Source organism: Geobacter sp. AOG1 (genome assembly GCF_019972315.1).
In the GTDB taxonomy this organism is placed as follows: Bacteria; Desulfobacterota; Desulfuromonadia; order Geobacterales; family Geobacteraceae; genus Geomobilimonas.
The window spans coordinates 1,122,025-1,141,498 of the sequence record NZ_BLIZ01000001.1 but is presented as its reverse complement, the minus strand read 5'-3'; the positions used below and the strand labels follow the sequence as shown (position 1 = coordinate 1,141,498).

Annotated in this window: 21 protein-coding genes; 8 read left to right on the top strand and 13 right to left on the bottom strand. The window is 61.9% G+C overall.

What is annotated here, in order from left to right; all coding sequences use genetic code 11:
• Nucleotides 1–3: 3 nt before the first annotated feature.
• Genes LDN04_RS05225 through LDN04_RS05215 form a run of 3 tightly spaced genes read right to left on the bottom strand, consistent with a single transcriptional unit; the run spans nucleotide 4 to nucleotide 5,579 of the window.
• On the bottom strand, nucleotides 4–414 hold the full coding sequence (locus LDN04_RS05225; RefSeq protein ID WP_223907225.1) for a bacteriohemerythrin: 411 nt from the start codon (nucleotides 412–414) through the stop codon (nucleotides 4–6).
• Nucleotides 415–446: 32 nt separating this feature from the next.
• Entirely contained in the window at nucleotides 447–941 is a 495-nt protein-coding gene (locus LDN04_RS05220) for a peroxiredoxin (RefSeq protein WP_223907223.1), read from the bottom strand.
• 51 nt (nucleotides 942–992) lie between these two features.
• Nucleotides 993–5,579 (bottom strand): glutamate synthase-related protein, encoded by a 4,587-nt coding sequence (locus LDN04_RS05215; RefSeq protein ID WP_223907220.1) that lies wholly within the window; start codon nucleotides 5,577–5,579, stop codon nucleotides 993–995.
• A gap of 235 nt (nucleotides 5,580–5,814) precedes the next feature.
• Here LDN04_RS05215 and LDN04_RS05210 point away from each other — a divergent pair, with 235 nt between their 5' ends.
• Nucleotides 5,815–6,210 carry a hypothetical protein gene (locus LDN04_RS05210; RefSeq protein ID WP_223907218.1) on the top strand — a complete coding sequence of 132 codons (396 nt, stop codon included), beginning with the start codon at nucleotides 5,815–5,817 and terminating at the stop codon, nucleotides 6,208–6,210.
• A 74-nt stretch (nucleotides 6,211–6,284) separates the two neighbouring features.
• Here LDN04_RS05210 and greB read toward each other — a convergent pair whose 3' ends face one another.
• Together greB and rpsA are read right to left on the bottom strand one after the other, a co-directional pair.
• Nucleotides 6,285–6,800 (bottom strand): transcription elongation factor GreB, encoded by a 516-nt coding sequence (gene greB / locus LDN04_RS05205; RefSeq protein WP_223907215.1) that lies wholly within the window; start codon nucleotides 6,798–6,800, stop codon nucleotides 6,285–6,287.
• Nucleotides 6,801–6,804: 4 nt separating this feature from the next.
• Complete coding sequence (gene rpsA, locus LDN04_RS05200; RefSeq protein ID WP_223907213.1) at nucleotides 6,805–8,016, bottom strand: 30S ribosomal protein S1; 1,212 nt, start codon at nucleotides 8,014–8,016, stop codon at nucleotides 6,805–6,807.
• 450 nt (nucleotides 8,017–8,466) lie between these two features.
• Here rpsA and LDN04_RS05195 point away from each other — a divergent pair, with 450 nt between their 5' ends.
• Nucleotides 8,467–8,616: a hypothetical protein gene (locus LDN04_RS05195; RefSeq protein ID WP_223907210.1), complete on the top strand. Its 150-nt coding sequence runs from the start codon at nucleotides 8,467–8,469 to the stop codon at nucleotides 8,614–8,616.
• 79 nt (nucleotides 8,617–8,695) lie between these two features.
• On the opposite strand, the gene LDN04_RS05190 is transcribed toward LDN04_RS05195, so the two are convergent.
• The gene (locus tag LDN04_RS05190; RefSeq protein ID WP_223907208.1) at nucleotides 8,696–8,959 is read right to left on the bottom strand and encodes a cytochrome c3 family protein; all 264 of its coding nucleotides are present in this window, start codon (nucleotides 8,957–8,959) and stop codon (nucleotides 8,696–8,698) included.
• A 293-nt stretch (nucleotides 8,960–9,252) separates the two neighbouring features.
• Between LDN04_RS05190 and LDN04_RS05185 the strand changes: the two genes are divergently transcribed.
• The 6 genes from LDN04_RS05185 to LDN04_RS05160 all read left to right on the top strand — a co-directional run bounded on the left by LDN04_RS05185 (nucleotide 9,253) and on the right by LDN04_RS05160 (nucleotide 13,189).
• Nucleotides 9,253–10,017 (top strand): GldG family protein, encoded by a 765-nt coding sequence (locus LDN04_RS05185; protein ID WP_223907205.1) that lies wholly within the window; start codon nucleotides 9,253–9,255, stop codon nucleotides 10,015–10,017.
• 135 nt (nucleotides 10,018–10,152) lie between these two features.
• Nucleotides 10,153–10,533, top strand: a complete 381-nt coding sequence (locus LDN04_RS05180) for a desulfoferrodoxin (RefSeq protein WP_223907202.1) — start codon at nucleotides 10,153–10,155, stop codon at nucleotides 10,531–10,533.
• A gap of 177 nt (nucleotides 10,534–10,710) precedes the next feature.
• Nucleotides 10,711–11,052, top strand: a complete 342-nt coding sequence (locus tag LDN04_RS05175) for a PilZ domain-containing protein (protein ID WP_223907199.1) — start codon at nucleotides 10,711–10,713, stop codon at nucleotides 11,050–11,052.
• A 56-nt stretch (nucleotides 11,053–11,108) separates the two neighbouring features.
• Nucleotides 11,109–11,624: a thiol peroxidase gene (tpx, locus tag LDN04_RS05170; protein ID WP_223907196.1), complete on the top strand. Its 516-nt coding sequence runs from the start codon at nucleotides 11,109–11,111 to the stop codon at nucleotides 11,622–11,624.
• A 45-nt stretch (nucleotides 11,625–11,669) separates the two neighbouring features.
• Complete coding sequence (locus tag LDN04_RS05165) at nucleotides 11,670–12,167, top strand: ferritin family protein (protein ID WP_223907192.1); 498 nt, start codon at nucleotides 11,670–11,672, stop codon at nucleotides 12,165–12,167.
• Nucleotides 12,168–12,346: 179 nt separating this feature from the next.
• Nucleotides 12,347–13,189: an RluA family pseudouridine synthase gene (locus LDN04_RS05160; RefSeq protein ID WP_223907190.1), complete on the top strand. Its 843-nt coding sequence runs from the start codon at nucleotides 12,347–12,349 to the stop codon at nucleotides 13,187–13,189.
• Here LDN04_RS05160 and LDN04_RS05155 read toward each other — a convergent pair.
• From LDN04_RS05155 to LDN04_RS05125, 7 genes are all read right to left on the bottom strand, one after another.
• Nucleotides 13,186–13,509: a two-CW domain-containing protein gene (locus tag LDN04_RS05155; protein ID WP_223907187.1), complete on the bottom strand. Its 324-nt coding sequence runs from the start codon at nucleotides 13,507–13,509 to the stop codon at nucleotides 13,186–13,188. The two genes, LDN04_RS05160 and LDN04_RS05155, sit on opposite strands and share 4 nt — an antisense overlap.
• A 133-nt stretch (nucleotides 13,510–13,642) precedes the next feature.
• Nucleotides 13,643–14,632, bottom strand: coding sequence for an NAD(P)H-quinone oxidoreductase (locus tag LDN04_RS05150; protein ID WP_223907185.1), 990 nt, complete (start codon nucleotides 14,630–14,632; stop codon nucleotides 13,643–13,645).
• A 222-nt stretch (nucleotides 14,633–14,854) separates the two neighbouring features.
• The gene (locus LDN04_RS05145; RefSeq protein ID WP_223907182.1) at nucleotides 14,855–15,697 is read right to left on the bottom strand and encodes a M48 family metallopeptidase; all 843 of its coding nucleotides are present in this window, start codon (nucleotides 15,695–15,697) and stop codon (nucleotides 14,855–14,857) included.
• A gap of 123 nt (nucleotides 15,698–15,820) precedes the next feature.
• Nucleotides 15,821–16,702 carry an ATP-binding protein gene (locus LDN04_RS05140; protein ID WP_223907179.1) on the bottom strand — a complete coding sequence of 294 codons (882 nt, stop codon included), beginning with the start codon at nucleotides 16,700–16,702 and terminating at the stop codon, nucleotides 15,821–15,823.
• 149 nt (nucleotides 16,703–16,851) lie between these two features.
• On the bottom strand, nucleotides 16,852–17,256 hold the full coding sequence (locus LDN04_RS05135; RefSeq protein ID WP_223907178.1) for a CoA-binding protein: 405 nt from the start codon (nucleotides 17,254–17,256) through the stop codon (nucleotides 16,852–16,854).
• 224 nt (nucleotides 17,257–17,480) lie between these two features.
• A complete protein-coding gene (locus tag LDN04_RS05130) occupies nucleotides 17,481–18,422 on the bottom strand; it encodes a hypothetical protein (protein WP_223907176.1) in 942 nt (313 codons plus the stop codon).
• Nucleotides 18,423–18,508: 86 nt separating this feature from the next.
• On the bottom strand, nucleotides 18,509–19,420 hold the full coding sequence (locus LDN04_RS05125) for an AMIN domain-containing protein (protein ID WP_223907174.1): 912 nt from the start codon (nucleotides 19,418–19,420) through the stop codon (nucleotides 18,509–18,511).
• Between the last annotated feature and the right edge of the window lie 54 nt (nucleotides 19,421–19,474).

The window sequence follows — 19,474 nt, the reverse complement described above, 5'->3', positions numbered from 1 at the left end:
TGCTCACTTCCCGGCCTTGGCAGCGAGGTAGTCGCCGATCTGCCGGTCAAGCTTGGAGATGTGGTTGATGAGCCAGTCCACCATCATGTGGTTGGTCTGGAGTATGACGGGGAGCGAGGCGCCGTCCGTGGCCAGCTGCCGCTTCAGATCGTTGAGACGGGAAACGAACTGCTGGTGCTGTCGGCGGTGCTCCGTGTACCCCGGGAAGTTGCTGTTGGCCTGGATCCGTTCCTCGTCGCGGAAGTGGGTCCGGACGTAATCGTCGAGAAAATCCAGCAGTCGGGCGATCTCCTTCTGTCCCTGACCGCTGTCACAGGCCTTCAGCAGTTCGTCGAAACGGCGGAAAAGTTCCTGGTGCTGTTTGTCTATTTCCGCCACGTTAATGGCAAGTTCCGGTCGCCATTCTACTCCCATGGTAGGTGTGTCTCCTTCTCACGTTGTATGTTTCACTTGGATGCGCCGGCGGCTAAAACACCCTGTTTCTGCTGCAGAAAGGCAAGCACATCCGCCGGATGGGCCTCCGCCTTGGCCACCTTTGCCCAGTGCCTGACGACCTTTCCGTCCGGGCCGACGATGACTGTGGAGCGGATGGTGCCGGTGGTCTTCTTGCCGTACATCACCTTTTCCCCGAAGGCGCCGTAGGCCGCCATCATCTTCGCGTCGGGGTCGGAGAGGAGGACGAAGGGGAGCTTGAAATCGGCGATGAACTTGTCGTGGGACGTGAGGCTATCCTTGCTGACGCCGAGCACCACCGCATTAAGCCCCGTCAGGGTCTGGTGGTGGTCACGAAAGCCACATGCCTCCTTGGTGCAACCCGGCGTATTGTCGCGGGGGTAAAAATAGATGACGACGGTCTTGCCGGCATACTCCGTCAATGAATGCATCCTGCCGTCGCTTCCGGCCAGTTCGAAGGCCGGCGCCTGCTTCCCTTCAAGTGACATGCTTCCTCCTCTTCAGTGTGGTGGACGTCAACCGGACAAGTGTACCACAGATTATTCCGTTATCAGCCGGGGAGGGACATCTCCGGCTACCGGCACGATCTTCACGAAGCGACTCCGGCACCGGGCGATGGCACTCTCCACCCAGTCCGCCTCATCTTCCTGGTGGGAGTGGAGGAGCTCCCGGTGATAGGCGAGGAGCAGTTCCTCGACCTGGGCGATGTCACTTTCCTCCAAGTCGCGGATCTCCACCGATGCTCCCCGGGCAATCCGGCGCCGGAGGGCATCGCGAGTCATCCCCAGCTCTTCGTCCAGATGGCAGTATACGATGCCGCCGGTCATGCCGGAACAGAGCCATGGCCCCGGATCCCCCAGCACCACTGCCCGGCCGGCGGTCATGTATTCGAAGGCGAACCCCTTGATATTGGCCTGTCCGGCCAGGTTGCCGACAACGTCGTTGCGCGGGCCCCGTAGCCGTCCGCCGATTACCACGTCCGCCCCGGAGAGGCGGATGCCGGCCCGGCTGTCGGCGTCACCCTGGATGATGAAGGTCCCCCCCTGGGCGCCGTAGGCAAGCCCTTTCCCCACCGATCCCCCCACCCGCTGACCGTTGCGGTTCTCCCCCTTGAGGATGACAATCTTCCCCCCCCGGGCCGATTTGCCGACCCCGTCCTGGGCGCCACCCTCGACGCGGATGTTGATGCGGGGGGTGTTGAAGGCCGCCAGCCCGTTGCCGGGAATGGCGTCGCGATGGAAATGGAGGAGGGCCTCGTTGCCGCCACTGAAGCGCCCCTCTTCGAGACCGCGCACCAGCGCGCCGGCGAGATGGGTGCCGATGGCGCGATCGGAACTGGTGGCATTGTCGTCCTCATAGCGAACCCGCTCTTCGCCGGCATCGAAGGCGCTGGTCACCAGGTTGGAAACAAGAGAGGTGAGGTAGTTGAGTGGCTTGCGGATGATGCGTACCTTGGCTTCCGCCGGCCTGGAGCTTCCTGCCGGAACCGGGGCCAGGAGTTCCGTCAGGTCGAGACGGTCGAGTCCCCGGGCCTGGACCAGCAGATCGGCACGGCCCACCAGGTCCTGGGTCCGTTTGAAGCCGAGCCTGGCGGTGAGGATACGGATCTCCCGTGCCATTCCCCGGAAGAAGGTGGTCTCGTAGATGACGCCGTTTTCCAGCACCCGCGGTACGAACCGCTTTAAACCCCGTTTTTCCGCCTCCTCCACGGTCTCGATCTGGGTGGCGATCCCCACGTGGCAGGTCCCCAGGTGGCAACCGCGGCAGGCGGTGCAGCCGACGATGATCATGGCCATGGTGCCGAAGCCGACCCGATTGGCCCCCAGGAGCATCAGCTTGAGCACGTCGCGGCCGGTGCGGGCGCCGCCATCGGCCCAAAGCTCAACCTTGTGGCGCATCCCCGCCTGGGTCAGGGCGCGGTGGGCTTCCCGTACCCCGATCTCGGCCGGGAAGCCGACGAACTTGATGGCATGCTTGCGCGCCGCACCGGTTCCCCCGTCATAACCGCTGATGGTGATGATGTCCGCTCCCGCCTTGGCGATGCCGAGGGCGATGGTGCCGATCCCCGCCACCGACGGCACTTTCACCGAGATGCGGGCCCGGGGGTTGGCGGTGCGGAGTTCCTCGATGATCTGGGCCAGGTCCTCGATGGAGTAAATGTCATGGTTGTTGGAGGGGGAGATGAGGGCGACTCCCGGCGTGGCATGGCGGGCGGCGGCAATCTTCTCGGTCACCTTGAAACCGGGGAGGTGTCCCCCTTCTCCCGGTTTGGCCCCCTGCCCCACCTTGATCTCCAGGAAGTCCACCGAATTGAGGAACTCCATGGATACGCCGAAGCGGCCGGAGGCAATCTGCTGGCCACGGTTGTGCCGGTAGGCACCGAGCATGTCGGCGATCTCCCCCCCTTCGCCATTCATGCAGATGATGTTGAGACGGCGCGCCGCCTCGGCGTAAATGCGAAACGGCGTCTCTCCCTGGGAGCCGAAGCTCATGGCGGAGAAAAGGATGGGGAGGCTGTGGCTGCCGATTCCCGTGTCCACCTCCTCCGGATCGACGGAAAGCTCGTCGGGGAAGCGAAGGTCGATGAGGTGGCGAACCGCCAGGGGGTTCTCCCCCTCCAGCTGCTGGATGAGGCGGGAGAGATCGGCATAGGTCTCATCCATCCTGGCCACAGCGCCGACCATCTTCCAGATGCGGGGATAGAGACGGAACTGCACCTGGGCCGGCTGTTTCGCCCGGCTCCTGGCCACTGCCGTGCGGCTCCGGTTCTCCTGTTCCAGCCGGGCCAGGGTCAGTCCCCCCTCGCCGGAACCGCAGAAGTTGGGGGTCTCGAATATTCCCGCCAGGTGCCGGCAGAGGCCGATGGAGGCGAAATACTTGCCGTAGCCGCCGATCTCGTGGGTCCCCATGGTGGATATCACCTTCTCCAGCCCCTTGGCGAGGACGGAGAGGAGGTTGCGGGTACCGTTCACCTCCTCCCCTGCCAGTTCCCACATGAGGTAGGGACAGAGGGCATCGGCACCCATGCCGAGGGCGAAGATCAGGTCGTGGAGGTTGCGGAGCGCCCCGGAACGGACCACCAGGGAAACCTTTCGCCGCAGGCTGCTGCCGTCGGCGAGGGTCGCCTCCTTCAATCCCTTGTGAAGGACCGCCACCGCCAGGTAGGGATCGAGGAAATCGCGACCGGGCGCAAAGACCGCCGTGTCGTCCAGCACGAGCAGGCGGGCGCCCCGTTTGACGGCCGCTATCGCCTCCGCCGCTAACCGGGCGGCGGCCTGATCGATGGTCTCGCCGCGTCGGAGCGTGCAGGGGAGCGTGCGGCTGCCACGGGGGCCGAAATGACCGATCAGCACCTCCAGGGTGCAGGTGCCGAATTCCCGGGCCGCATCCCGGTCGGCCAAGGACTCTTCTCCCGGCCGGCCACCGGTGAGGAGCGGTACGTCGAGGGACAGGCTCCGCTCCGCTTTTCCCCGCAGGGTGGGACGTGGACCGAGGTAGACCCGGGTGGAGAAGTGCTCCGCCTCCCGCTCCCGGTCGATGGCCGGGTTGGTCACCACCGCCACCTGTTCCTTGAAATAGTCGGAGAGGTTCTGGCGCAGGTTGGAGAGTGCGGCCAGGGGACCGTCATAGCCGAGGGACGCGATGGGGTCCTGGCAGGTGCGGGCCATGTCCCGCAGGTTCTGCAGGTCGGTGCTTTTCCAGGCCAGGGCGGAGAGGAAGTTGTCGCGGAGAGGGGGCCTTGCTTTGCCGGCTGTACCGGTGTTGGCTGCGGTGCCCTGTAGGGGCGCCCCCTGCGGGCGCCCGGCATCAGGATACCCGCGAGGGGTATCCCTACAAAGTGCCGCTGCCTCAACCAGATTTCCGGCATGGCCCGCCAGGTTGGTCCGGCGGCGGAACAGCTGGTAGACCTCGCTCCGGAGATCCTGGTGCTCCAGCACCTGGACCCGCTTCCCGGCGGCGAGCCGGAGGCCGATCTTCTCTCCCGGTGCCAGTGGTTTCGGGTCGGAGCTGATCTCCTCGTGGGGTACCACACCCAGCTCGGAGGAGGCGAACAGCTCCTTTTCCGTCTCGCCGAACCAGAGGGGCCTGAGCCCCATGGCATCGACGCTGAAGACGCAAAGGTCACGGTGACGGGCGATGATGGCGGCCGGCCCCTGGGCGGAGGCCTTGAGATAGCGACGCATCCAGCCGTACATGGACTTGAGCTCGGGGGGAAACTGCTCCATCTGGCTGAAGATGGGAGGGAAGACCATCTCCATCGCCTCGAACAGGGTGAGGCCGGAGCGGAACATGAGCCCTTCCAGGGTCCGGTTCAGATCCTGGGAGTCGCTGCCGTCGCTGGTGAGGTCGATCCCCATCATCCTGGCCTCTTCCCGTAGCCGGGCGATGGTGTTGATTTCGCCGTTGTGGCCGAGTAGTGAAAAGGGCTGGGCGCGGAGAACGGTGGGGAGGGTGTTGGTGGAGTAGCGGCTGTGGCCGATGGTGACGGCGGAGAGAAAATCCCGCCTCTTCAGCTCCGGATAGTAGCGGGAAAGGATCTCCGGCGCGCCGTGGACCTTGTAGGCGGCGACGGTCGTGGAGAGGGATGCGACGTGGACCGGAAACCGCCGTTCCAGCTCGACCTGAAGGCCATAGAGGAGCGCGGGTGCCACGGCCGGGTCGGGGCAGAAGAGTGCGATCTGCCGAAAGAGAGGCTCCCCGGCCTTTGCCATGGCGGAAAGCACTTCGTTCCTGACGAGACCGTCCCGTTCCAGGAGCAACTCCACGCCGGCGGCACGGCAGCAGTCCCGAATGGCGGCGTGCAGGTCCGGCGTGGCGACAAGATCCTCCCGGGGGATAAGGAGGTGTCCGACGGCAAAGCCGGCCTCCTCGGCCAGTTCCGGGTCGAGGCCGGCCTCGGCAAGAATCTCGCGCCAGATGAGCCGCGGAATGTCGGTGAGGATGCCGCAGCCGTCCCCTTCGCCGTTGATCTCGCCGGCCCGGTGCCCCATCTTGATGAGGGCCTCGATGGTCCGCTGCACGTTGCCGTGGGTCGGCCGGACCTCCTTGTTGACGTAACAGATTATGGCACAGGCATCCCGTTCGACGGGAAACTGGCCTGAAGGGTCGTAATGGGGGATGGTCATGAAGACTCCTGTAGTTCGTGGTAACATCGAAAACGGCATCCGCGTACCGGCTTGGGCAACATCACCTCGCTACCGTGCGTCGCCTGCTGGCGTCACGTTCAGCTACAGGTATAGCAGAGGGGAGAGCAACAGGCAAGCGGGGACAGCCTCCTGCACCGTACCCGGGGAAAACGGGTTGCGACCCCCTTCGTTCCATGCTAAACTCCCCCAAAATTAATTTCGTTGGAGGTGTCACATGAAAAAACTGTTGACCGTTCTTGCCGCTACCCTTACCGCCACAGCCTTTGCCGGCCTCGCCTGGGCCGCAGAGCCTGCCAAGGAGTACTCCCCCACCACCGATCTCATGAAAAAGCACGACGAGATGAAGGAAAAGGCCGTAAAAAAAGAGGGGGAGATGAAGGAGAAGGCTGCCAAAAAGGAATCGGCAGTAACGGATAAGGCCAAGAAAAAAGAGGCGGAACTGCAGGAGAAGAAGAAAAAGTCGGACGAGAAAGCCGCCGCGCAGAAGAAGAAGGCGGAAGAGAAAAAGGCTGCCCTGAAGAAAAAGAAGGAAGATACGACCAAGGCGGTGAAAGGGGTTCAGGAGCAGGGAAAACAGGACCTCAAGGATATCAAAGAGATCGGCAAATAACGGATTCTCGTTTTTATCGAATATTCACGGGAAAAGCCGCTGGCAACAGCGGCTTTTTTTCGTTTTGCACGGAATTATAGGTCGCTGGTGAGCGGCTGGTAGCTGACATCGAGAATGGTGAAAGTGGCGTCCCCGGCCGGCCGGCGGACCATCACCTCGTCCCCCTCCCGCTTGCCGAGCAGCGCCCTCCCCATGGGGGCATCGAGGCTGATCCACCCCTGGGCGGCATCCGATTCGTCCGGGCCGACGATGCGGTAGACCCGTTCCTCCCCCGCCTCGTCTTCCAGCCGCACCCAGGCACCGAAGTAAACCCGGTCGGTGCTGGAGGGAGGTGACGTGACCACGGTCAGGAGGTCGAGCCGCTTGGTAAGGAAGCGGATGCGCCGGTCGATCTCCCGCAGGCGCTTCTTGCCGTAGATGTATTCGGCATTCTCCGAGCGGTCACCCTCAGCCGCCGCATCGGACACCCCCTGGGTCACCTTGGGACGCTCCACCTTCCAGAGCCAGTCCAGTTCTTCCCGCAGGCGCTTCGCCCCGTCGGGGGTGATGTAGTCCGCCCGGGACGCCTGTGCCGCCGGTTCTTTCTCCATTGTATTAGTTCTTTCCCTTTTCCAGCTTCGCCTTCAAAAGTTCCCCCAGCGACCCGAGGGACTGGGCCGAACTCTCCTCGGCGCTCTTCCGAAACGAGGCAAGGGTTGCCTCCTCTTCGTCGGCGGCCCGGGCCACGCCTGCCAGGGCGAGGGAGATGCGGCGGTTGTCCCGGTCGACACTCTCCACCTTGACCTCCACCTCCTCACCTTCCTTGAGCACTTCCCGCGGGTGATTAATCCGCTTCCCCGCACCGAGACGGGAGATATGGATAAGACCGTCGATCCCTTCGCCGAGGGTGACAAAGGCGCCGAACTGGGCCAGGCGTGCCACCCGGCCGGTATGGAAGGAGCCTTCCGGATAGCTCATCACCGCCTTTTCCCACGGGTCGGCCAGCGTCTCACGCAGGCTCAGGGAGATGCGGTCCTTGTCCCAGTCAAGCTGCTTGATGACCACCTGCACCTGCTGCCCCACGCTGAGGGCGTCCCGGATATCGGTCACCCGTCCCCACCCCACCTCGGCCATGGGGATGAGCCCTTCCACCCCGCCGATGTCGACAAAAGCGCCGAAGTCCCGCAGGGATGTGACGGTGCCGGTGACGGTCTGGTCAACCTGAAGGGCAGCCTTGAGCCGCTCCTTTTCCTGGTGCTGCAGTTCTTCCAGCACCGCCCGGTGGGAAAGGACGATGTTGCGCCCCTTTTCCCCGTATTCGGTGATCCTGAAAGAGAGGTGCTGTCCCACATAGACGGCGGCATCGGCGACCCGTTTCAACCCCATCTGGGAGTAAGGGCAGAAGGCGCGGACCGTCCCGAGCTTAACCTCGAAGCCCCCCTTGATCTCCTTTTCCACACGCCCTTCCACGGGGATGCCGCTGCGCCATGCATCTTCCAGCTGGGCATTGCCGGCCACCCCGCCGCCGACCTTGGTAGTGAACCGCATTTCATTATGGTGGGAGGAGAGAAACCAGGCGGTGACCGTGTCCCCTTCCCGGACCGTCAGGTTCCCCTCCGCGTCCAGGAGCTCCTTCCGCTCCAGCACCCCCTCCCCTTTGCGGCCGGTATCGAGGAATATCCACTCTCCGGAGATCTTGAGGACCTTCGCTTCCACCTTGTCTCCTGGCGCCAGGCGGGGAGTCGCGGCGAAACTCTGGGCAAGGAGGTCGGCGAAATTCTCTTCGCCGTTGTTTTCTTCGTTCACTGGTTTGTCATTGTCGGTCATGGTGAGAACACCTCGTTGATAGAGTAACATCGTGCAGACACAGGCCGAGCATACAAGCTGGAGCACCTCCTTGTCAACCGTCTCCTCCGGTCATCGTCCCGCCGTCTGCGTTTGCGGATAGCGCCATCATGCATGTATAAATTTCTCATACAAATCAGGCGAAACACCGCTCGTTTTCCTTCGTACCGTAATTTTTTCAACACAGGGAAATTACAAGCAATTATGACTTGTAGCGATGGTTACCATCAAAAACCCCGCCTGACCCCCTGCATATTATTTACATACAAAAGAGACGACATCAGGCCGTTCCCAACTTGGTAGAGATAGTGTTTTGGGGAATCATTCTACCACGTTACAAAGTTATCATAAACTTTTTATAATAATGGTACGGTCACTGCAAGGGATAATACCGGAACGAGAAGAGAAAACATACTCCGGAAGGGAGAGATCATGGGGATACTGGTACAGAAACGGGACAGGATTTATGACGTGGTGATGGAACAGTTCCTGGGTGAGATGATCGCCGCGGGCTCGATACTGAAATACCGGGATGACAGCAGATGGATACGGGTCGGTGCCGGGACGAGAGGCGCCTGTTAGGGCGCAAAAATCGGCTGCGCAGGTCGTCACTTCTGCAGGAACCGACCGTTGCGCAATGAGTTGGTGTAGTAGGCTAGTTCTAGGAAGCCTTGTGGCAGTCGCTGCAATGAACGACCGGTCCGGCTCCCACTTTTTTATGGCACCCCAGGCAGAGTTTGTGGGCGGATTCCTTGGTCATCTCGATATAGCGGGGGGGGCCTTCGTGGCAGTCGGCACAGCCGAAATTCTTTCGGTGTGCCATATGGTCGAAATCTACGTTGCCGTTGTAGGCCTTGAGGTTTATGGCATCGGCACCAAAAGCGACAGCCAGCAGAATGACAACGGCTCCCAGCAACTCTCTCATATCACGGTTTCCTTCCTGGTCGGGCCACTGCGCGACAGCATCGCGTCAGCCTCCACAAGCTCTCTTCTATTACATCGTTGCCACTCTTTCTGTCAACAGGAAACCTCGGCTCGGGACATCGACGCATCGTTTTGTCCTGACCCTGAAAGGGTGAGTGCGCCGTGAAGCGAAAGTTCCATCTCGCGGGCCGAAAGAAAATCAGTTGCATCGGCCACGGTCTGATGCTATAAACCAACAAGACCTATTTTGTCTTTTATCGTCAATTCATCTTCATAGATGCCGGGGAGGAGTAGATGGAACGCGTTAGAGTCATTGCAGGAATGACCGTAGTGTTGATTGTGCTGTGTATGGCCGGTGTCAGCAACGCCAGTGCCAAGCAGGTGGTGCTGTTCGATGAAGGGCACGGCCAGCGATTCTCCATCGGAGAAAAGGGTCCCCTCCATCTGGCCGGCCTGGCCGAACGGTTCCGCATGGGCGGGTTCGAAGTGACGCAGAGCACCGGCATACTTGCCGATGGGACACTGGCAGCCACCGACGTCCTGGTACTGTCCGGACCGTTCACCCCCTATGCACCCGACGAGGTTGCCGCCATCGCCCATTTTCTCGAACGGGGGGGACGCCTGGCCGTGATGCTCCATGTTGCCCCCCCTCTGGGAGATGTCCTGCACCGGATCGGCGTCGATTTTTCCAACGGCGTCATCAGGGAGCATGACAACGTCATCGGGGATGAGCCGCTCAACTTCCGGGTTACCAGCCTGGCCGGCGATCCCCTTCTGGCCGGCCTCGGCGGTTTCAGTGTCTACGGCTGCTGGGCACTGACCAACATCGATTCCCGCGCGACAATCATCGCGTCCACCGGAGCCCGTGCGTCTGTCGATCTGGGAACGGGGGCTGACGGAAAGCCTCTGCAGGCGGTCCAGTCTTTCGGCGTGGCCGTCGCAGGGAAACTGGGGCAGGGGCGGTTCGTGGTGTTCGGCGACGACGCCATTTTCCAGAACCGGTTTCTTGATGTTGACAATCGGCATCTTGCGGATAACCTTGTTCAGTGGCTCAAGTAGCCGGTGCCCCGGCTGAGATGCGTATACAAAAATCTGCAACTGACACACCTATACATCTTGAATCCGTGGGGAATGGGTGTCCCGTGGGCGCTCAGCTCCCGCGGATTCAGGTAAATAACAAGGAGGAGCATGTTCATGGCAAACAATCTGGAAGTGTACAAGTGTGAACTCTGTGGCAATATCGTCGAGGTATTCCATGCCGGTGGCGGCGAACTGGTCTGCTGCGGTGAGCCGATGAAGTTGCAGGCCGAAAATACGGTGGATGCGGCCAAGGAAAAGCACGTCCCGGTCATGGAAAAGGGGAACGGCACCCTGACGGTCAACGTAGGGAGTGTCCCCCATCCCATGGAGGAAAAGCACTACATAGAATGGATCGAGGTCATCGCCGACGGCAAGGTCTATCGGCAAGGTCTCAAACCGGGGGATGCGCCCCAGGCGACGTTCCCCATCAGCGCGGAGCACGTGGTGGTGCGTGAGTACTGCAATCTCCACGGCCAGTGGTCGGCCAAGAGCTGACAACGGTCTCGGCACCGCTCCACCGCGGTTTTCCATGGACAAAAGCAGGTCTGCCTCCGCAGGCCTGTTTTTGTCGGGAGGAAACTCCCGGGGAGTCCACCACATGGGGGTTGCGTATGCAGTCGTTATGGTATACTTGACGTGGCTTGACATTACATCACTCAAAGGAAGCCGGCCATGGATACGAACGAATTTTCGGGGAAGCACCGGGCCTGTCCGCGGGTCAATAAACTGTTCTTCATCGCCTATGTCAACCGGGAGGGGGAGGAGCAGAAAACCCCTGTTTCCCTGGGGCGGACGCTGAACATCAGCAAGAACGGGGTCGGCATGGAGGTGTTTCAGCAGATCGGCATCGGCTCTTCCATGGAGATGGAACTCGACCTGGAGAACTCGCTTCTCCCCGTGCAGGGGCGGGTTGTCCATGCGGAGTCCTACGGAAACGGAGCCTATTATCTCGGCATCGTGTTCAACGAACCCCAGGAGCAACTGGCCCACCTGGACAGAGAAGTCCCGGGTTAGCAGCACACAATTGTCCGCCATGGCGACGTGATCATAACAGCAAAAGGAGACACACGATGGAGGAAAGAACGGGTAGCGTTACCTTCAAGGGGAACCTCATAACACTTGTTGGCCCGGAACTCAAGGTCGGAGACCGGGCTCCCGATTTCCGGGTGGTCGATACCGCCCTTGCGCCGCTGGCCCTTGCGGATTTTGCCGGCAAGATCAAGATATTCAGCGCCGTCCCCTCTCTGGACACGCCGGTATGCGACATGGAAACGCGCCGTTTCAACCAGGAGGCGGCCACCCTTCCCGATTCGGTGGTGGTGCTCACGGTGAGCCTCGACCTCCCCTTTGCCCAGAAGCGCTGGTGCGGTGCGGCAGGGATCGACCGGGTTCGAACCCTCTCCGACTACCAGGACCGTTCCTTCGGCCTCTCCTACGGGGTGCTCATTAAGGAACTGAAGCTCCTCTCACGCTCCATCTTCGTGGTGGACGCCCAGGACACCATCCGCTACATCCAGCATGTGCCGGAAGTCACCACGGAGCCGGATTACGGGGCGGTCATGAACGCGGTGAAGGGGTTGCTGTAACCTTCGGTGGCATTCCGCGGCACAGAACTACATTTGGAGGCGATAATGTTCGACAACATCGGTGTGCAGGGAGCGGTGAGAAAGGCGATACAAACGGAAAAAAACGCCATGAATTTTTACGAGCTTGGGGCACGGCTAATGCAGGACAGGGACGCCAAGCGAGTTTTCGAGCTCCTGGCTCAGGAAGAGCGTGTCCATGCCGGCCATTTTTTCAAGGCGTACGACGGCAGTGACATTGCATCCTTCGACGACTTCATGAATGCCCCTCCTGAAGAAGAGTCAACCTGGTTGGCCGCCATGGCCAAGACCATCGACGAAGGGTTCAATGAGCAGAAAGCGCTGGAACTGGCACTGAAAAACGAGCAGAAGCTCGAAAAGACCCTGCGGGAAACTGCCGCCAAAATAGAGAACCAGCAGGTACGGGCGGTTTTCGAGCTCAATGCCCGGGAGACCCACAATCACTTCGAGGTTATCGAAGCGGAGTACGCCCGGGTCATGGGGATGGTCCACGATTCGGACATGGATACCTACGTGCGGGAATGACCGTCGCGGGTATGGATAACGGGAAGAAGGCCTGCACTGTTGCAGGCCTTTTTTTGTTGAGTGGCAGGGACCGTGCTCATACGCAGACAGGGACAAATCGGCTTGCGCCTTCCCGCTTCGCGGGCTATACTCCCCCCATGTTTACTTACCGCATTACGGAAACCGATCACTGCCGCCGGATGGAGAACCTGCTCTACAACCTTCTCCCGGCCGCTCCCCACGGCTACCTGAAACAGCTGGCGAAAACAGGCCACCTGCAGGTCAACGGTGCCCCCACCTCCCTCGACACGCTCCTGCGCCTGGGGGATGCAGTGACCCTCAAGGAGAGCGGCCGGACCCGGCAACTCCTGGCCGGCAGCCGGCCCGGCCTCGACATCCTCTACGAAGACCAGTGGCTCATGGTGTTCAACAAGGAGCCCGGCCTTCCCATGCACCGGGCCGCGGAAGTCGATGAGCGGAACCTGGTCGAGCTCGGGATGAAACTCGTGACGGAACGGGGGGGAGAAGGGAAGCTGCGGCCGATCAACCGGCTCGACCGGGGGACCTCCGGCGTGGTTATGCTGGCAAAGAGTTCGGCATCTGCGGCCATGTTCGGCCAGATGCTGCAGGAAGAGGGGCTGGACAAGCTGTACCTTGCGGTGGTGGCAGGAAAACCGGCGCCGACGGGGAGCATTTCGGCTGCATTGGAGGGTAAGGAGGCCGAAACCAGGTTCCGCGTCCTGTTCCAGGGAAAAGGGATCGCCTTCGTGGCGGTCTGGCCGGTCACCGGCCGGATGCACCAGATCCGCCAGCACTTCAAGATCACCGGCCATCCCATCCGCGGGGACAAGCGGTACGGCGGTGGAACTCTGCCGGAGTACCCCGGCCATCTCCTCCACTCCTTCCGCACTACCTTCGTGCACCCCTCCACCGGAACCAGACTGACGCTCCACGCCCCCCTCCCCGCCGGCTTCATCGCCCAGCTCAGGCTCATGGCAGGAGACATGCTCGCCCCCCTGTTGCGGGAACTGCCCGAGCTCTAGCCGGCGGATTCTCCGACACGACGGGCAAGCCGGTCAAGGAGTTCGCGGGGTTTCAGCATCGTCCCCTTCTCCTCGCCGCGCACCTGCTCGTAGAAGGCGCAGGAACGGCAATCGAAGTACTTACGGGCGAACTGCCCCTGGACCACGCCACCGCAGAAGGTGCCGGCCACCACCCAGCATGCGCGCCCACCGTTAGTACCCCCATGGACGCCATCGAGCGCACCGGCCAACGCCGCCGGGCAAACATCCTCCCCGGCTCCGCCGTTACCCGCCGGTCCGCGCCCGCAGGCCATGATTTCCCAGCAGTTCTTCTTTCCCACGCGATTCCCCGTCATCCATTGTCGTGCGATTTTACCATACGTAGAACGCGGAAGAACCGCTGTATTCGTATGGCAGATTTATCCACGAAAAAGGGGAGAGCCGTTGGCTCCCCCCGATGACATCAAACTGCTGTCAGGCGCCGATCTTCAGTACGATCTTGCCGAAGTGCCGGTCCTCTTCCATCATCCGGTGGGCTTCCACCACCTGGTCGAGGGGGAAGACCTTCTCGATGATCGGGACGATAGTCCGGTCGGCGAATTTGGGGAGGGCGGTCTTCGTGAACTCGGCGACGATCTCCCCCTTGTCCTTCACCGGCCGGGAACGGAGCACGGAGCCGATGATCTGCTGGCGCTTCACCATCATGAGGGCGAGGTTGAGCTCCGCCTTGATGCCGGAGATGATGCCGATGATGACGAGACGGCCCGCATAGCCGAGGGAGTTCATGTTCGGTGCCAGGTACTTGGCTCCCACATGGTCGAGGATCACGTCCACCCCCTTCTTGTTGGTGAACTCCTTGACGAGCTCGGAGAAGTCGGGGGTCTCCCGGAAGTTGACGACCAGGTCGGCGCCCAGCTGTTTGACCCGGTCGATCTTTTCCGGCGCGGCGGTGACGATGATCTTCGTGGCGGGGACCAGCGCCTTGCAGAGCTGGATGCCGGCGGTATTCACTCCGCCGCCGCCGCCGTGGAGGATGACAGTATTGTTGTCCTTCAGCCCGCCGATCATGAAGACGTTCAGGAATGCGGTTATGTAGGACTCGCAGACGCAGGCCGCCTCCTCGAAGCTCATGGCCTCCGGAATCCGCATCAGGTGGCTGGCGTAGGCAACCGCGTACTCAGCGTAGGCCCCTCCCCCCACCAGGGACATGACCCGCTCTCCCTTCTGCCAGCCGGTGACCCCCGGCCCGACCGCTTCGATCACCCCGGCGACCTCGAGCCCGAGGATCTCCGAGTCACCCGGCGGCGGCGGATATTTCCCTTCCCGCTGCACCAGGTCCGGCCGGTTGATGGAGGTCGCCATCACCTTGACGAGCACCTGTCCTTCACCCGGCTGGGGAATGGCCACCTCCCCGATCTTCAGCACCTCCAGCCCGCCGAATCCTTCCAGTAATACCGCTTTCATACCGTCCCTCCTCTCATATCGATAATATCAATCCCGCATTATTTTTCGTGTCCAACCGGAAACTCCGGATGTGACACTATCGGTTTCCAATTCGGAAACGAGGAGTTTTTCGTCCTGGCAAGGAAACCGAGGGGTTGCGCGGAGGTGTACGTCGGTACGCCGCACAAGCAAACCCGATGGTTGACACCGCCAGGGCGGAAAAGAACCGTTTCCGGATGGAAACTATTTCGTGCCGGTGGCCGGCTTGGCCGGTGGCGCCACCAGCTTGGACACCTTCGCCCTGATCCGCTTGAACTCGGCCGGGTCCCCCGGCTGCCAGCTCTTCGGTGGCAGTTGGCCGATCTCGGACCGCACCTCCTGGATCCGTTCGGCGGTAAGGGGGTGGGAGGAGAAGAACCGGGCCAGCTGGCTCGGGTTACTGGCGCTCTTGCTGTCGAGCTTGGTGAAGAAGGTGAGCATCCCTTCCGGGTTGTACCCCGCCTTGTACATGGTCTCCACCCCCAGGTAGTCCGCCTGGCTCTCCATGCTCCTGCTGTAGGACATCATGCCGGCCTTGCCGAACATCTGGGAGGCAAGCTGGGCCAGGAGTCCGGGATTCTGCCCCAGCACCAGCTGGAGGACCAGGGAGTAGCCGTACTCCTGGGTCATCTGACGGGTGCCGTGGCGCGCCACCACGTGATTGATCTCGTGGGCCATGACCGCCGCCATTTCGGCTTCCGAGTCGGCCATCTTGATGAGGCCCGTGTTGACGTAGGTGTGCCCGCCGGGAATGGCGAAGGCGTTGACGCTGTCGTCCAGCACCACCTTGAAGGTATAGGGGAAATCGACGCTCCGCGCACCGGTCAGAAGCCTCCTCCCGACTCGCTCCACGTACCCCTGCAGCTCCGGATCGTTCACTACCGTGTACTGTTTCTCGATCTCCACGGCAAACTTGTCCCCCAGATCCTTTTCCTCGGCGACGGAGATGAGATTGAACCCCTGGATATCGGTCTTGTTCACGGCGCAACCGGCCATGAACTGGGTGAGAAGGAGCAGACCGAGGATTAGCATCCGGCGCATGTTCATGTCAGAGACCTCCCGGTCCCGGGGAAAGGTACTTCCCGCGGACCTTAATTATGATCAGTACTGGTAGAGAGTGATGGGGTGAACGGCGTGAAAAGGGCCTGGACCGGTACTCAGTGTACCACCTTAACTCCGTTGCGCCAGGAGCTTCCTCCCCACCCAGTGGCTGGCGAACTGGTAGGCGATACGGCCGCTCCAGTCCCCTTTCTTCCGGGACCAGAGAATCGCCTCGTCCTGCGCATCCTTGTCCCATGACAGGGTGGTGCCGTTCTTCGTGCAGAGCCGGTCGATCCACTGGGCGACCACCTCCAGGTACTGGTCCTGGGTAAAGGGGTGGAAACCGACCCAGAGGCCGAACCGGCCGGAGAGGGAGATCTTCTCCTCCACCGCCTCCCCGTGGTGGATTTCGTTGTTGACGAGCATGGCCCCCCGGTTGTCGCTTTCGTACTCGGGAAGGAGGTGGCGGCGGTTGGAGGTGACGTAGATGAGGACGTTGTCGGGGGGGGCGTAGACCGACCCGTCGAGGGCGCTCTTCAGCATCTTGTAGCTGGAATCCCCCGTCTCGAAGGAGGCGTCGTCGGAGAAAATGATGTACTTGTACGGCTCGGTCTTGATGGCGTCCACGATGTCGGGAAGATGGATCAGGTCGTCCTTGTCCACCTGGATAACCCGCAACCCCCGGGGAGCGTAGCGGTGAAGCAGCGCCCGCACCAGTGACGACTTGCCGGTCCCCCGGGTCCCCCAGAGGAGGACGTTGTTGGCGGGAAGTCCGGCCAGGAACTGGCGGGTGTTTTCCTCCACGGCCCCCTTCTGCTTGTCGATGCCGAGCAGGTCGTCCATCTGGATGCTTTCGATCTCCGGCACCGGTTCCAGGCAGCCGCTGAAGGAATGGCGGCGCCAGTTGGCGGCGTGGCATGCGCTCCAATCGATCGGTGGCACCGGCCGGGGGAGAAGCATCTCCACCGAGGTCAACACCCTCTTGAGCTGGTCGCGCAGTTCCTCATCCATCTGGTTTGTCCTCCTGTCAGTAGGGATCGCGCCCGGATTTATGCCAGATTTGGTCGGACTGAGTGAGCAAAACCGCAGGCGTAGCAGGGCCACGTCGAGGATTGTGCGATTGAAGGCCGGTCAAAGATGGCGTGAAGACGGGTGCGATTCTAGTGGTCGTGATAGCCGAGCACCACCAGTATGCAGCTCCCGTCGGCGATGACGTTGATGCCGTGCTCCTCGCAGGCGGCGATCGCCCTGGGGCTCTGGGCGCCGGGCTGCATCCAGATGTTCTCGATTCCCCTGGAAATCGCCTCCGCCACCACCTGCTCGGTGATGGCAGGGGGGGTAATGACGGAAAGGCTCTTCACCTCGGGGGGGAGGTCGGCCACGGTCGCCACGCAGGGGGCACCCTCGATCTCCGTGGCCCGGGGATTGATGCCGATGACCCTTTTTCCGTTTTCAAGGTAACAGCGGAGGACCTTGTTGCCGAACTTCTCCCGGTTGGTGGACGCCCCCGCCACACCGAAGACCTCCGCCCCAAGGAATTTTTCGATCCGTTCACGTACGTTCATGGTCTCTCCTCCATGTTCAGGTTTTTTCCTCCATTCCCGCGGACGTCCGTCATGGCCTCAGGAGTGGAGGGAAAGCCCGAGCGGCAAGCGGACACCCGCCGAAGTTCTCCATTGCAGGGAATGCCGGGCGAAACACTGCAGCTCTTACGGTTACAATCGGCCAGGGTCCGCAGCGAAGGGCCGACCGCAGCGGATGAGGCGATGACGGACGTTCCCGTTCCCTTTCAGCGCTTGGCAGTGGTAACACCGCCCGACAGTTCGCGGACCAGTTCGTCGTAGGTACCGAGGGACTTGATCAGGGGACTGGCCTTGCGGCTGCTGTCGTTGAACAGCTGCAGCTTGGCATTGAAGGCACCGTTCCGGTTCTTCAGTCCGGCGATGCTCTCGCTGAGAAAGCTCTTTTCCTTCTTGGCCGCATCCCCCCGGGTGATGAACGACTTGGTCTTGTTCCAGTATTCGTCGGTGCTCCCCACGTAGTGGTTGACGCTCTCCAGGAAGGCGAGGGAGGAGGCGGACAGATCGGCGGTGCCGGTGAGCTTCTGCTGCACATCCTGCATGTCCCGCCCGAGCTGCTCGTCGGCAAACCGGTTCAGCGCCCCGACTTCCTTGGGGTTCGGCCGGGCCGGGTCGAGGGCCTCGACACGACTGACGAACTGCTGGGAACTCCCCAGGTAGCGGCTGATCGCAACCGACGTGGCATTGAGGGAGAGGACCCCCTGGGAGACGAACTTGGTGAGGAGCGAGGCCTGGCCGGCATAGGGGATGGGGAGAACCCGGGCGAACCCGGCCGCGATGGACCCCGCCTCGATATACTTGGCATAGCCGGAAAGGCTGCCGGACATCCATTTCACGTAACTTTCGAAATCGGCCATGGACTGGCGCTGGGTCTTGGTGTCCCGGGCGATCTCCTGCAGCCGCTGGAAGTTCCTGGTGGCGAGGGCTTCGGCGGTCAGGGCCGGTTTTTCCTCGAGGGCCTTGAGTCGCTCCTGCAGGCGGGCGTTCTCCTGCTGCAGGGTGGTTATGGTCAGGTCCTTCTGGTCGACGGGGGGTACCGTCTCCGTGACCACGGCGGGGGCAGCCTCCCCGATCGGTGCCTCGGCGGCAACGGCGACCCCTCTCCCGACCGACAGGCCGAGAATGATGGCGAGTGTAATGGTGATGCGCATGAACAGAATTCTCCCTGGAAATGTGTTATGGAAGCAGTCCCGGCAAGGCCCAACATACCGGAATTACGGGGCTAAGACAAGGGATATTACTTGCGGCCCGCCGGCGCGACGGGACCGAAGACGATCTTCAGCCCCGAGCCGACCCGCTGCAACGCATGGACCGGGAAGACCGCCCTGTCCGCGTCCAGCACCAGCCGGACCTTGTCCGGGTATCTGCCGACGCGGAGCTTGCGCACGCCGAAACGGTTGATCGCCACTTCCTTGGCCGCCATGGAACTCTCCCCCGGCGCGATGTCGATCACCAGCCGCCCCGGATTGGTGAGAGTGAAGGTGGTGAAGCGCTCGATGGCGGTCTGGGCGACGATCTCGATGCTCTCCTTGCTGCTCCTGACGTCGCTCACCACGGGGGGTGGGCCGAAGGACGGTACCACCGGCTGGAGGGCCTGTTTTACAGAGGATTTTTCCGTCGTCTTGCTCTCGGGAGCCTTGGCTGCCGGGGCTTTCCCTGCCGCCGGAAGTGGCGGCGGCGTTACGGTTTTCTTGCTCTCCTTCTTCACCGGAGCGGGGGGCGCGACGGCAGCCCCGGCCACCGGCAGGGGCTTGAGCATGGCGAATACCCTGGTCTTCTCCACGGGATGGGGAGCGACGCTGATCTCCGCGTCCCGGGCGAGGTCGATGATGGCGCGGCTCAGGACCCGTCCGTTGATCGTGCGCCGCTCCACGGTGACCCGCTTGATGAGGCTCGTGTCCGCCGGTACCACCGGCGCGATGTTTCCCGGCTCGATGTCGTAGAGGTCTACCATGGCCCGCCGGAGCTGGGGCATGGTGTAGCAGGAGACCTCCGTAGGTTGCCGGTCGGTGACGAATTCCACCCGGGGAGAAGCGCCGCCGCCGGTCTTGATCTCCTTCAGGGTTCCGGCAGCAGAAGCCGCCTGGACGGCGGTCAGGGTGAACATGAACAACAGGATGGCGGTGCAGACGGTCCGTACGTGACCCATGGGGACTCCTCGCGGTAAACAGGTTAGTTTCCATCCGGAAACTCCGGATGGAAA

What these genes read in the sequence shown, in the direction of transcription:
- LDN04_RS05140 (WP_223907179.1), bottom strand. Translation starts at nt 16,702, where the DNA reads ATGGATGAGGAACTGCGCGACCAGCTCAAGAGGGTGTTGACCTCGGTG.
- LDN04_RS05185 (WP_223907205.1), top strand. Translation starts at nt 9,253, where the DNA reads ATGGAACGCGTTAGAGTCATTGCAGGAATGACCGTAGTGTTGATTGTG.
- LDN04_RS05195 (WP_223907210.1), top strand. Translation starts at nt 8,467, where the DNA reads ATGGGGATACTGGTACAGAAACGGGACAGGATTTATGACGTGGTGATG.
- LDN04_RS05125 (WP_223907174.1), bottom strand. Translation starts at nt 19,420, where the DNA reads ATGGGTCACGTACGGACCGTCTGCACCGCCATCCTGTTGTTCATGTTC.
- LDN04_RS05180 (WP_223907202.1), top strand. Translation starts at nt 10,153, where the DNA reads ATGGCAAACAATCTGGAAGTGTACAAGTGTGAACTCTGTGGCAATATC.
- LDN04_RS05190 (WP_223907208.1), bottom strand. Translation starts at nt 8,959, where the DNA reads ATGAGAGAGTTGCTGGGAGCCGTTGTCATTCTGCTGGCTGTCGCTTTT.
- LDN04_RS05225 (WP_223907225.1), bottom strand. Translation starts at nt 414, where the DNA reads ATGGGAGTAGAATGGCGACCGGAACTTGCCATTAACGTGGCGGAAATA.
- LDN04_RS05220 (WP_223907223.1), bottom strand. Translation starts at nt 941, where the DNA reads ATGTCACTTGAAGGGAAGCAGGCGCCGGCCTTCGAACTGGCCGGAAGC.
- LDN04_RS05150 (WP_223907185.1), bottom strand. Translation starts at nt 14,632, where the DNA reads ATGAAAGCGGTATTACTGGAAGGATTCGGCGGGCTGGAGGTGCTGAAG.
- LDN04_RS05135 (WP_223907178.1), bottom strand. Translation starts at nt 17,256, where the DNA reads ATGAACGTACGTGAACGGATCGAAAAATTCCTTGGGGCGGAGGTCTTC.
- LDN04_RS05165 (WP_223907192.1), top strand. Translation starts at nt 11,670, where the DNA reads ATGTTCGACAACATCGGTGTGCAGGGAGCGGTGAGAAAGGCGATACAA.
- rpsA (WP_223907213.1), bottom strand. Translation starts at nt 8,016, where the DNA reads ATGACCGACAATGACAAACCAGTGAACGAAGAAAACAACGGCGAAGAG.
- LDN04_RS05175 (WP_223907199.1), top strand. Translation starts at nt 10,711, where the DNA reads ATGGATACGAACGAATTTTCGGGGAAGCACCGGGCCTGTCCGCGGGTC.
- LDN04_RS05210 (WP_223907218.1), top strand. Translation starts at nt 5,815, where the DNA reads ATGAAAAAACTGTTGACCGTTCTTGCCGCTACCCTTACCGCCACAGCC.
- LDN04_RS05130 (WP_223907176.1), bottom strand. Translation starts at nt 18,422, where the DNA reads ATGCGCATCACCATTACACTCGCCATCATTCTCGGCCTGTCGGTCGGG.
- LDN04_RS05215 (WP_223907220.1), bottom strand. Translation starts at nt 5,579, where the DNA reads ATGACCATCCCCCATTACGACCCTTCAGGCCAGTTTCCCGTCGAACGG.
- LDN04_RS05160 (WP_223907190.1), top strand. Translation starts at nt 12,347, where the DNA reads ATGGAGAACCTGCTCTACAACCTTCTCCCGGCCGCTCCCCACGGCTAC.
- greB (WP_223907215.1), bottom strand. Translation starts at nt 6,800, where the DNA reads ATGGAGAAAGAACCGGCGGCACAGGCGTCCCGGGCGGACTACATCACC.
- tpx (WP_223907196.1), top strand. Translation starts at nt 11,109, where the DNA reads ATGGAGGAAAGAACGGGTAGCGTTACCTTCAAGGGGAACCTCATAACA.
- LDN04_RS05145 (WP_223907182.1), bottom strand. Translation starts at nt 15,697, where the DNA reads ATGAACATGCGCCGGATGCTAATCCTCGGTCTGCTCCTTCTCACCCAG.